We start from the raw sequence: 10,984 nt of genomic DNA on the forward strand, positions 1-10,984 counted from the left end.
GGATGAACGGAATGCGGCAGTTTCCTCTGGAGATGCACCACGTGGCACCCGGTCGGGTGGTCGAATGGCGGCTGAGGTCCGCGGTCGCGGAGGCCGGCGGGCCCGACGACGAGCCGGGCAGGAGGGCCTCGTTCAACCAGGAGAAGCACTTCACCGTCGCCGAGGAGAGCCGGGCCGCCGACGACCCCGTCGCGTCGTGGATCGCCGTCACGTTCGAGGTGGCCGGGCGGCTGGACGAACCGGCCCTGGCCCGGGCCCTGCTGGCCTTCGTGCAGCGGCACGAGGTGCTGAGGTGCGCCTTCCGCCGGCTGGCCGGGGAGCTGTCCTGCGAACCGTTCGACCCCGCCGAACTCGCCCTCGAAGCCGAGACCGTGGACACCTTCGAGACCTCCGGGGCGCTGCGCGACTTCCTCGTCGAGCGGTTCACCCGGAGCATCGACACGCTGTCCTGGCCGCTGTTCGTGATGGGCGCGGTGCTGCGCGAGGACTCCGCGACGGTCTACCTCGCCTTCGACCACATCGTGTGCGACGGCATGTCGATGCCGATCGTCGTCCACGAGGTGCTGACGGAGTACGAGGCCCTGTGCCGCGGCGAGGACAGCGGGCTGCCGTCGGCCGCGCCCAGCTATCTCGACTTCGCCGACGAGCAGCGCCGCCGCTACCTCTCCATCGACGCGAGCGACGAACGCCTGGACTACTGGAAGGAGTTCATCGCGCGCGGCGGTGAGTTCTTCCCCCGCTTCCCGCTCGATCTCGGCGTGGAGCCGGACCGGATGTACCCGATCGTCAACGAGGCCTCCACGCTGCTGGACGCCGCCGAGACGGAGGTCTTCGAGAAGACCTGCCTGGCGGTCGGCGGGAAGCCCTTCATGGGGGTACTGGCCTCCGTCGCCGTCTGCCTGCGCGAGGCCGGCGGACCGGGCGTCTACCGGGGTCTGATGCCGGTGAGCGAGCGCGGCCGGGAGGGCTGGGGCAATGCGGTGGGCTGGTTCGTCAACACCATGCCCATCGAGTTCGACGCCTCCCCCGGCCGGGACTTCGCCCAGGTGATGGCGGGGGTCCGGGCCGGGTTCGGCGAGATGATCAGCCACATCGACGTGCCGTTCGTACGGGCCTGGGAGCTGCTCGCCCCCGAGGAGTTCGCCGCCCGCTCCTGGCCGTACCCGGTGAACTTCTTCTCGTACATCGACATGCGCCGCTGCCGGGGCGCCGAGCGCCACGACGAGTGGCGGCCCTCGACGCACGTGTGGTCGGCGCGCGCCAACGGCGCCTGTTCGTGGTTCCAGCGGGACGCCGAGGGGCTGCACATGAACTCGCTGTACGTCGACACCCCGGCGGCCCGCAACACCATGGGCGCCTTCCAGGAGGCGCTGCGCCTGACGGTCCGGCAGATCGCCCGCTCGGGCGGCTTCCGCCGGCCCGTCGCGCTGACCGCGCCGCGCCGGCCCGGGCGGACGCCGCTCGATGTGGCCGCCCGCTACGGCCGGTAGAGGGTGTAGAGGAGCCGGTTCGGGGCGACGGGCGGGTTGCCCTGGAGGACGCCGGCCGTGGCGTTCACGACGAGGGCCTGTTTGACCTGTGCGGGAGTGTCGCCGGGCCGGAAGGCCAGGTGGAGGGCGGCGGCTCCGGCGGTGTGGGCGGTGGCCGCCGAGGTGCCGCTGAGGGTGGCCGTGGCGGTGTCGCCGCCCTTCCAGGCGGACGGGATGCCCACGCCGGGTGCGAACAGGGCCACGCACTGGCCGTAGTTGGAGGAGGAGGCCCGGCGGTCGAGGCTGTCGCTCGCCGCGACGGTGATGACCTCGGGGAGCCGGGCGGGCGAGGTGGCGCAGGCTCCGTCGGGCCGGGCGGAGCCGCCGGCCGCGGCGGTGTAGGTGATCCCGGCGCGGACGGAGCCGCGGACGGCGGCGTCGAGGGCGGAGTTGGCGGCCCCGCCCAGGCTCATGTTCGCGACGGCGGGGCGCACCGCGTTCGCGGTCACCCAGTCGACGCCCGCGATGACCCCCGAGGTGCTGGCGGAGCCCTGGCAGTTCAGGACGCGGACGGCCACCAGCCGGGCCTCCTTGGCCACGCCGTAGGTGGAGCCGGCGACGATCCCGCCGACGTGGGTGCCGTGGCCGTTGCAGTCGTTGCCGTTCTGTCCGTCGCCGACGGTGTCGGTGCCGACGGAGGCGCGGCCGCCGAACTGCGTGTGCGTGGTGCGCAGTCCGGTGTCGATGACGTACACCCGGACGCCGGGGGCGGTGGTCCGGTAGGTGTAGGTGGTGGAGAGCGGGAGCGCGCGCTGGTCGATGCGGTCGAGTCCCCAGGGGGCGCCCGGCTGCTCGGCCGCCGGGCCGGTGCCGGTGGGGGCCGCGGCGTCCAGGGTGAGCGTGGTGTCCTGCTGGACGCGGGCCACGCGCGGGTCGGCGGCGAGCCGGGCCGCCTGGTTCCGGTCCATCCGCGCGGAGAACCCGTGGAGCGCGGAGGTGTAGACGTGGCCGATCCGGGCCGAGCCGCCCGCCTTCGCCAGGAGGTCGTGCAGGGTACGGGTACCGGCGGCGGGCTGCTTGAGTACGACGATCCAGCCGTCCGGGACCGCCTGCTCGGCGGGGCCGGCGAGCTGTAACTTCCCGGCCGGGGCCGCGGAAGCGCCGGGGGCGGCGGGAGGGCCGGAGGCCGCGGAGGCGGCGGTGGCGAGGGGGGCGATCGGCAGGAGGGCGGCGGCGAGCAGGGCGGCGCAGGGCAGCAGCCTCGCTGAGCGTCTGGTGGCGGTCATCTCCGGTACACCTGACCTTTCGTCGACCGGGCGTGGGGGCGCCCCAGATTCCCCGGTCCCGTCCGAGGACACAAGAGTGCGGTCCCGGACAGCCCGGCCGACCGTGGTTCAGCCGTCGCGCCGGCGCCGCCGTACGGCCCACGGCCGTCCCCTGGCGACGGCCTGGGCGTCACGCGCTACAGCTGCTCCGCGCGTCGGCGGAGCAGGGCGCGTTCGCTCTCGTTGCGGGTGAGCGAGGCCGCGCGTTCGAATTCGGCGCGGGCCTCCGCGGGCCGGCCGAGCCGCTCCAGCAGGTCTCCCCGCACGCTCGGCAGCAGGTGGTAGGAGCGCAGGGCCGGCTCCCGCGCGAGTGCGTCGACGAGCGGCAGCGCGGCCTCCGGCCCCTGGGCCATCGAGACGGCGACCGCCCGGTTGAGCTCCACCACCGGGGACGGGACCAGTGTGACGAGCCGCCCGTACAGGGTGGCGATCGTCGTCCAGTCGGTGTCCTCGTAGCGGACGGCGGCCGCGTGGCAGCCGGCGATCGCGGCCTGGACGGAGTACGGGCCGGTGCCGGCGTGCCGCATGGCCTCGATGCCCCGGAGGATGAGCAGGCGGTTCCACCGGGCCCGGTTCTGGTCGGCGAGCAGGACCGGTTCCCCGTCGGGTCCGGTCCGGGTGGCCATGCGGGACGCCTGGAACTCCAGCAGCGCGGCGAGGCCGTGCACTTCGGGCTCCTTGGGCATCAGGCCCGCCAGGACGCGGGCCAGCCGCAGCGCGTCCTCGCAGAGGGCGGGACGGACCAGGTCCTCGCCCGCGGTGGCCGAGTAACCCTCGTTGAACACCAGGTAGATGACCTCGAGGACCGACGCGAGCCGTGCCTCGCGGTCGGCCCCGTACGGGACTTCGAAGGGCACCCCGGCCGCGGCCAGGGTGCGCTTCGCCCGGACGATGCGCTGGGCCACGGCGGACTCGGAGGCGAGGAAGGCGCGGGCGATCTCCTGGGTCGTCAGGCCGCCCATCAGGCGCAGGGTGAGCGCGATCCGGGCCTCGGTGGCGAGGACCGGGTGGCAGGCCGTGAAGATCAGCCGCAGCAGGTCGTCGTCGATGTGCTCGGGGTCCGCGAGGTCGGCCGGTTCGGCGGGCGGCGGTACGTCCTCCAGGGTCCGGCCGACCTCCGCGAGTTTGCGCGCGTACGTCTCCTTGCGGCGGACGAGGTCGATCGCGCGGTGTTTGGCGGTGGCCATGAGCCAGGCGCCCGGCCGGTCCGGGACGCCCGACGCGGGCCACTGTTCGAGCGCGGCGACGAGGGCGTCCTGCGCGAGTTCCTCGGCGATGCCGACGTCCCGGACGATACGGGCGACGCCGGCGATGATCCGCGCCGACTCGATCCTGAACACCGTCTCGACCGCCTGGGCCGCACTCACTGCCGTCACGGCCACCCATCAGAGCAGCCGTGACGAGGCAGGGCAAACGCGCCGCGGATCACATCTCCTGGATCTCCCGGACCTCGGCGCTGACGTTCCACTCGGCCGGGTGGATCTCCAGGAACCTCTTGGTCCATTCGATGGCCTCGGCGTTGTCCTTGCACTGGGTGAGGGAGTACCCGCCGACGACCTCCTTGGTCTCCGTGAAGGGGCCGTCGGTGAAGCTGATCTTCCCGCCGGACCAGCTGAGGCGGGTGCCTTCGGAGGTGGGCAGCAGGCCGGCGGTGTCGAGCATGACCCCGGCCTTGGTGATCTCCTCGAACAGGGCGCCCATCCGCTGCTGGAAGTCGGCCGGGAACTCCTCGGGGGGCAGGTCCTGCTCGTTGATGCGGATCATCGTCAGGAAGCGCGGCATGGTGACTCCTCGGTCGGGAGGGCGGGGGCTTTCCCTGCCTCTCACCCCTGCGTCGAACGGGAGACGCCCGGATCGACAGCTCTCCGGAGAATTCTTCAAAGAATCTTCGGGAGCGGCCACCGGATCCCGGCCGCCGGGCCCTTCGGCCTCGCCCCGGCCCTTCGGCCCCGCCCCGGCCCCTTGAGTTCAGTGGATCCAGAAGAAGACGGTGTCCTCGGTCCGGCCCGCCTTCTTCGTCGACTCCCACTCCCCGGCCTCGACGCGCATGGGCTCCAGCAGCACTTCCGCCGTCTCCCGCACCTCCGGGTCGAGCCGGTCCAGGACCGCCTCGTACGCCTCGACCAGCTCGGCGGCCCGGGAGGCGGGGAAGGTGCCCATCCACGGGACGGCGTCGCCCGGATGCGGGAGCCGCAGCGGCGGGCCGCCGAACAGGATCGCGACGGGCGCGAGGTCGGCCGGGACCCCGTGCCGGGTCATCTCCTCGTCGACGGTGTGGAACCAGGACGGCCGGCGCCAGTAGCCGAGGTCGTAGGTATCGGAGAAGTTCACGGCGACCAGCGCCTGGAAGGCGTAGGTGTAGGCGGGCTCCATGTCCGCGCTGGGGCTGCCGTCCAGCAGTTCCTCCAGCGCCCGGGTGACCGGCACCCCCAGCCTGATGCCCTCGTCCTCGAAGCGGGCGTCGGCCCGCGCGCACCGCTCCCGCGCGACGCCGAGGACGCGCTCCTGCTCGGGTGTCCGCTCCACCGCCGTCAGCAGGCGGATCACGGCCCGCATGTCGCCGGTGCTCATCTCCAGGTTCCCCATGGCCCCATTCCTCCGTGTGTCGAATTCCATGATCGCCGACTCCGGAGGCTCGTGGTGCACGGCCGGGCCGGTCAGCGGCTGTCCCCCACCCAGTCCCAGCGGCCGGGGTCTGCCGCCCGGCGGCGGTAGTGCGCGCGGCCGCCCGCCCCGTAGCGCCCTATCTCCGTGGGCAGCCGGGCCTCTTCGGCGAGCTGCCGGACGCTCCAGCCGGTGACGTCGAGCAGCAGCCCGTCCAGGGGGCCGCCCACGAGCTCGCCGTAGACGTGGCCGGGGCGCGGGCCGGGGTCCGGGTCTTCGTGGTCGGCGCCGTAGACCCGGCGCCGGAGCATCCTGTCGTCCATGCCGTACAGCTTCACAGGCACCACTGACATTGATACTCGTAGCGGGTTCCGGTGGTCGTGGCTCTGCCACTGACTGACACCCTGCTGGGTTGTCTTCCGGCTGTACCGTCCGGCTGCCGGGGCCCGTTCTCATGGCTCCGGCCAGGTGGAACATGACCTGATAGGAGCTTGGTCAGAAGCCCCCTCAATGTCCTGTCTGCCCCACCCGGCCGGTGCCGCCTCCGGCTAGGAAGGCACCTCCAGCATGACAGCAGCAGGCATGGCGGGCACGGGCGGCCAGTGGGTGTTCGGCGGTGTGGACTCGCACGCCGACACCATTCACGTCGCGGTCCTCACCGACAACGGCGGCCATCTCGCCGACGCAGAGTTCCCCACCACCACCGCCGGATATACGGCAGCTCTCGCGTTCCTGGGCGCGCACGGGAACGTGATCGCGATCGGTGTGGAAGGCACCGCATCCTACGGAACCGGGTTCACCCGCGCAGCCGTCGCCGATGGCCTGAGCGTGGTCGAGGTCAACCGCCCCGACCGCGCCGAACGCCGCCGCAGCGGCAAGTCCGACCCCATCGACGCCTACGCCGCCGCCCGCGCCGCACTCTCCGGGCGTGCATCGAGCGCGCCCAAGGACGAGACCGTCACCGGCATACGCGCCCTCCACAACACCGCCCGGTCCACGGTCAAAGCACGCACCGCCGCCGTGAACCAGACCGGGCACATCCTCATCAGCGCCCCCGACGCCATCCGCGCCCGCTACCGGGCCCTGCACGGCAAACCGCTGATCGACGCCCTTTCACGCCTGCGCCCTGCGGGGGACGCCGTCCACACCGCCGTCCTGACCGCCTTGAAGAGTCTGGCCCGACGCGTCCAGGCCCTGACCGCCGAGCACGCCGAGCTCACGGCCTCGCTGGACAACGTGGTCACCGGACACAATCCAGGCCTGCGTGCCGCCTACGGCGTCGGCCCAGACACCGCAGCCCAGCTGCTGATCACCGCCGGCGGCAACCCCGACCGTCTCCGCACCGAGGCGTCCTTCGCAGCCCTGTGCGGCGTCGCACCGGTCCCGGCTTCCAGTGGCAAAACCAACCGCCACCGCCTCTCTCGAGGCGGCGACCGGGCCGCCAACGCGGCCCTCTACCGGATAGCGCTGGTCCGTATGTCAAGCGACGCTCGCACCCGTGACTACGTGGTCCGGCAGACCGCGGCCGGCCGGACCAAGAAGGAGATCATCCGCCTCCTGAAACGGGCCATCGTCAGGGAAGTGTTCCGCTACCTCACCACCACGGTCCCAGTCCCGGAGATCGCCGACCTGCGGCCCGCGCGCCAGGCCAAGAACATCACCCTCACCACCGCCGCCAACCACTTCGGCGTCTGGCCCGCCGTCATCTCCTGCATCGAACGCGGAACCCGCCGCGACGACACCCTCGCCAACGCCTACCGCGACTGGCTCACCGCCGCTTGACAGCCAATAGGAGCTTCAACCGGCCGCCGCGCGCAGCGGCGATGATGGTGGCCGCCTCCCTGGTCAGGGCGGCCCGGGAGCGAGGAGCGGCAGGCATGGCACGTCGGGTACACCAGCCACTGGAGGACCAGGAGTTCGACTTCATCCTGTCGATGGCGCCGGGGCCGGTTCTCGCCTATTTCTGCGGGACCTGGCCGAAGGCCCTGGAGGCGTGCCGCGCGATGGACGCGGTCGTCGGCGAGCTGGCGGAGGAGTACGGGGCGCGGCTCACCGCCGTCCGTACGGACATCACCCGCTGCCCGGGGCCGACCAGGCGTTTCGGTGTGACCGGCGCGCCGACCGCCGTTCTCGTCAAGGACGGCGAGGCGGTGGCGAGCCAGGCCGGGCCCCTGACCAGCGAGGAGTTCCGGGCCTTCCTGGACGCCCATCTCTGAGCCCGCCGGACCGCCGACTGGGCCCTGTGGGCGAACTCGGGTGATCTGGCCGAAAGTGGCATAGGTGGGATAGGTGCCTCAGGCATGTAATGGATCCGGCACAACGGAACCATCGCTCGCGAGGTGCTCATGTCCTTCACGTCAGAGACCGTTGCCTTCCCCCAGGACCGAACCTGCCCCTACCACCCGCCCACCGCCTACGAACCCCTGCGGGAGAGCCGGCCGCTCTCCCGCGTCACCCTCTTCGACGGCCGTTCCGTATGGGTGGTCACCGGGCTCGCCGAGGCCCGCACCCTGCTGGCCGACGGACGGCTCTCCACCGACCGCCGCAACGCGGGCTTCCCCATGCCCAGCCGGCGGTTCAAGGGCCTCCAGAACCGGCGCGCCGCGCTGCTCGGGTTCGACGATCCCGAGCACAACGCCCAGCGCCGGATGCTGATCCCCTCCTTCACCGTGAAGCGGACCGCGGCCCTGCGGCCGCGCATCCAGCAGACGGTGGACCGGCTGATCGACGAGATGGTCGCGGCGGGCCCGCGGGCGGAGCTGGTCTCCGCCTTCGCCCTGCCGGTGCCCTCGATGGTGATCTGTGCCCTGCTCGGAGTCCCGTACGAGGACCACGAGTTCTTCGAGGGCGAGTCCCGGCGGCTGCTGCGCGGCCCGGAGCCCGCCGATGTGGAGGACGCCCGCCGCAGGCTCGACGAGTACCTCGTCGGCCTCATCGGGCGCAAGCGCGGCGAGCCCGGGGACGGACTGCTCGACGAGCTGATCGCGCAGCGCCTGGAGCCGGGCGAGATCGGCGTCGGGGAACTGGCCGACCTCGCCGCGATCCTGCTGATCGCGGGGCACGAGACCACCGCCAACATGATCTCGCTCGGCACCTTCACCCTGCTGCGCCACCCCGAGCAGCTGGCCGAGCTGCGCGCGGACCCGGCGCTGATGTCCTCGGCCGTGGAGGAGCTGATGCGGTTCCTGTCGATCGCGGACGGCATGCTGCGGGTCGCGACCGAGGACATCGAGATCGGCGGGGTCACGGTGCGCGCGGAGGACGGGGTGGTCTTCTCCACCTCGGTCATCAACCGCGACGACTCCGTCTTCGAGGATCCGGACGCGCTGGACTGGCACCGGCCCGCCCGGCACCACGTGGCCTTCGGCTTCGGCATCCACCAGTGCCTCGGGCAGAACCTGGCCCGCGCGGAGATGGAGATCGCGCTGGGCACGCTGTTCGAGCGGCTGCCCGGGCTGCGGCTGGCCGCCGATCCGGACGGGATCCCCTTCAAGCCCGGCGACACCATCCAGGGCATGGTCGAGCTGCCCGTGGCCTGGTGAGGGCGGTGTCGCACGCGCGTCTGCACATCGACATCGACACGGGCGTCTGCATCGGCGCGGGCCAGTGCGCGCTGACCGCCCCCGGGGTGTTCACCCAGGACGACGACGGCTTCGGCGAGCTGCTCCCGGGGCGCGAGGACGGCGCCGGGAGCCCGCTGGTCCGGGAGGCCGCCCGGGCCTGCCCGGTCTCGGCCATCTCCGTCCGGGAGGACTGAGCCGTGGACGGGGACTGTATTTCCTGGACAGTTGTCCAGAAAATACAGTCCCCGAACCTGTGAAGTGGAGGCGGCCCGTGCACACGGTCGCTCAGATCCTCGTCGCCGGGGTCTACGGGGCCGCGACCGCCAACCGCCGGATCCTCGTCGCCCAGGCCCTGCCCGGCGCGCTGGCCCTCGGCGCGGCGCTGCCGGCCGCGTGAGCGCGCAGGACGCGCGGGCGCCGGACCCGCGCACGGCACGGACCAGGGCGCGGCTGCGCGAGAGCCTGCTCGCGGAATGCGCCGGCCACCCGCTCGCCGAGGTCAGCGTCTCGGCGGTGGTCCGCCGGGCGAAGGTCGGCCGCGCCACGTTCTACCTGCACTACGAGGACCTCACCGCGCTCGCCGTAGACGCCTGCGCCGATGTGGTGCACGCCGCGGTCGACGCCCTGCACGCCTGGCAGACCGGCCCGGCGGCGCTCCCCCCGGTGCGGCCGCCCGCCGCCCTGGCGGACTTCCTGGCCGGGGCGGCCGAGCGGGCGCCGCTCTACCGCACCCTGCTCCTGCCGGGCGGCGGGGGGCCGCTGGGCGACCGCCTCCACCGGGAGCTGCGCGAGCGGGCCCGGTCAGAGCGCGCGGCCGCGGGCGCCCCGCACCCGGACCTCGTCGCCTCGGCGGTCGCCGCCGCTTTCACCGGCGTTCTCGCGGACTGGCTGCACGACACCGTCCCGGCCGGTCCGGCCGACCTGGCGGACCATCTGTGGCGGCTCCTGCCGGCCCTCCACCGGGCCGTGTAGCGGGCGTCGGAGAGCCGGTACGCGAAAAAGCCCCGCCGGACGGACCGGCGGGGCTCACCTCACGGGCTCGGCCCGGGAAGCGGTACTACGAGAGGGGGACCACCTGCTCGGCCTGGGGACCCTTGGGGCCCTGGGTGACGTTGTACTCGACCTTCTGGTTCTCTTCCAGCGACTTGAAGCCGGTGGTCGCGATGGCGGAGAAGTGCACGAACACGTCCGGCCCGCCGTCGTCCTGCTGAATGAAGCCGAACCCCTTCTCCGAGTTGAACCACTTCACGGTGCCTGTTGCCATCTGGCTGATCCTTCTCAACGTTCCACTGCGGGCCGCACGCGCGGCCGTCTCGATCCTGCCCAACGGTCTCGTACAGCACACGCTGAACGCGGCCAACCGTGGCGTGCCGCGCATTCGAACTTCTGCCCGCCTCGTCCGCGAAACGGGGGAAAGGGCGCCTGCGAGAAGGGCCCGGACACTTCACCCGCAGTTCATGCGCCGCCATCCGCGGCGGGCAGCGGCACGGCCGATCGGGGCCGAGGGGCGGCCGCCGCGGCCCGGCGCGGTCCGCCGACCCGGCAGCCCAGGCAGTCCGCGTGCCCCGCGCGGGCGGCGGTGTCCCGGGTGCGCCAGTCCCAGTCGGCCTCGGGGCGGGGGCCGCTGGGCTTGCCCCACCCGGCGAGGTGCAGCAGCCAGGTGACGGCCCCGGCCGCCGCGACGACGCCGAGCCCGATCCAGACCCCGGGCAGCCAGGCGGCGCACACGGCGAGGCCCGCCCCGGTCGAGCCCACCAGGGCGAGGCCGGTACCGGTCCAGCCGGCCACCGTGTGGCCGAGGTCGACGTGGCCGTGCGCGCTCATGGATTCTCCGTAAGTTGTTTGGTGGCCCGGGAGGGCCGGGTGTGGCTTATGGGTTCTTGCCTTCAGTGGCTCCCAAGGAGTGGCCGTCCGGCTCTCCGGGGCGCCCTGGCTGCTGATTGAGATGTGCGCGCTGTGTGCGGTCGCTGATTACGGAGATGACAGCGGGGTGTTCCTCGGGCCGACGGCAGTTGGTGCGGAA

General features: G+C 72.7%; 13 protein-coding genes and 1 pseudogene. 7 read left to right on the plus strand and 7 right to left on the minus strand.

Features of this window, described 5'->3' with window-relative positions:
• Window positions 1–11: 11 nt before the first annotated feature.
• On the plus strand, window positions 12–1,490 hold the full coding sequence (locus tag ACFWP3_RS30775; RefSeq protein ID WP_384227497.1) for a condensation domain-containing protein: 1,479 nt from the start codon (window positions 12–14) through the stop codon (window positions 1,488–1,490).
• Here the strand turns inward: ACFWP3_RS30775 and ACFWP3_RS30780 are convergent.
• The 5 genes from ACFWP3_RS30780 to ACFWP3_RS30800 all read right to left on the minus strand — a co-directional run bounded on the left by ACFWP3_RS30780 (window position 1,478) and on the right by ACFWP3_RS30800 (window position 5,721).
• Entirely contained in the window at window positions 1,478–2,755 is a 1,278-nt protein-coding gene (locus tag ACFWP3_RS30780) for a S8 family peptidase (RefSeq protein WP_384227499.1), read from the minus strand. The two genes, ACFWP3_RS30775 and ACFWP3_RS30780, sit on opposite strands and share 13 nt — an antisense overlap.
• Before the next feature lie 176 nt (window positions 2,756–2,931).
• Window positions 2,932–4,161 carry an RNA polymerase sigma factor gene (locus ACFWP3_RS30785; protein ID WP_384227524.1) on the minus strand — a complete coding sequence of 410 codons (1,230 nt, stop codon included), beginning with the start codon at window positions 4,159–4,161 and terminating at the stop codon, window positions 2,932–2,934.
• Window positions 4,162–4,219: 58 nt separating this feature from the next.
• Window positions 4,220–4,576 (minus strand): YciI family protein, encoded by a 357-nt coding sequence (locus ACFWP3_RS30790; protein ID WP_384227502.1) that lies wholly within the window; start codon window positions 4,574–4,576, stop codon window positions 4,220–4,222.
• Between the two features lie 186 nt (window positions 4,577–4,762).
• Window positions 4,763–5,380, minus strand: coding sequence for a hypothetical protein (locus ACFWP3_RS30795; RefSeq protein ID WP_384227505.1), 618 nt, complete (start codon window positions 5,378–5,380; stop codon window positions 4,763–4,765).
• A 71-nt stretch (window positions 5,381–5,451) separates the two neighbouring features.
• Window positions 5,452–5,721, minus strand: a complete 270-nt coding sequence (locus tag ACFWP3_RS30800) for a hypothetical protein (protein WP_069923646.1) — start codon at window positions 5,719–5,721, stop codon at window positions 5,452–5,454.
• A gap of 244 nt (window positions 5,722–5,965) precedes the next feature.
• Between ACFWP3_RS30800 and ACFWP3_RS30805 the strand changes: the two genes are divergently transcribed.
• The 6 genes and pseudogenes from ACFWP3_RS30805 to ACFWP3_RS30830 all read left to right on the plus strand — a co-directional run bounded on the left by ACFWP3_RS30805 (window position 5,966) and on the right by ACFWP3_RS30830 (window position 9,933).
• The gene (locus tag ACFWP3_RS30805; protein ID WP_384227508.1) at window positions 5,966–7,180 is read left to right on the plus strand and encodes an IS110 family transposase; all 1,215 of its coding nucleotides are present in this window, start codon (window positions 5,966–5,968) and stop codon (window positions 7,178–7,180) included.
• 95 nt (window positions 7,181–7,275) lie between these two features.
• Entirely contained in the window at window positions 7,276–7,614 is a 339-nt protein-coding gene (locus tag ACFWP3_RS30810) for a thioredoxin family protein (protein ID WP_384227510.1), read from the plus strand.
• A 129-nt stretch (window positions 7,615–7,743) separates the two neighbouring features.
• Window positions 7,744–8,940 carry a cytochrome P450 gene (locus ACFWP3_RS30815; RefSeq protein WP_384227512.1) on the plus strand — a complete coding sequence of 399 codons (1,197 nt, stop codon included), beginning with the start codon at window positions 7,744–7,746 and terminating at the stop codon, window positions 8,938–8,940.
• A 20-nt stretch (window positions 8,941–8,960) separates the two neighbouring features.
• Complete coding sequence (locus tag ACFWP3_RS30820) at window positions 8,961–9,155, plus strand: ferredoxin (protein WP_384227527.1); 195 nt, start codon at window positions 8,961–8,963, stop codon at window positions 9,153–9,155.
• Between the two features lie 98 nt (window positions 9,156–9,253).
• A pseudogene (locus tag ACFWP3_RS30825) lies at window positions 9,254–9,358 on the plus strand (DUF1304 family protein); the annotation flags it as partial.
• On the plus strand, window positions 9,355–9,933 hold the full coding sequence (locus tag ACFWP3_RS30830; protein WP_384227515.1) for a TetR/AcrR family transcriptional regulator: 579 nt from the start codon (window positions 9,355–9,357) through the stop codon (window positions 9,931–9,933). The pseudogene ACFWP3_RS30825 and the gene ACFWP3_RS30830, both read left to right, overlap by 4 nt.
• Window positions 9,934–10,018: 85 nt before the next feature.
• On the opposite strand, the gene ACFWP3_RS30835 is transcribed toward ACFWP3_RS30830, so the two are convergent.
• Together ACFWP3_RS30835 and ACFWP3_RS30840 are read right to left on the minus strand one after the other, a co-directional pair.
• Window positions 10,019–10,225, minus strand: coding sequence for a cold-shock protein (locus tag ACFWP3_RS30835; RefSeq protein WP_384227518.1), 207 nt, complete (start codon window positions 10,223–10,225; stop codon window positions 10,019–10,021).
• A 191-nt stretch (window positions 10,226–10,416) separates the two neighbouring features.
• Window positions 10,417–10,785, minus strand: a complete 369-nt coding sequence (locus ACFWP3_RS30840) for an HGxxPAAW family protein (protein WP_384227521.1) — start codon at window positions 10,783–10,785, stop codon at window positions 10,417–10,419.
• Between the last annotated feature and the right edge of the window lie 199 nt (window positions 10,786–10,984).

Origin of the sequence: Streptomyces sp. NPDC058525, assembly GCF_042719495.1 — a bacterium.
Taxonomy (GTDB): domain Bacteria; phylum Actinomycetota; class Actinomycetes; order Streptomycetales; family Streptomycetaceae; genus Streptomyces.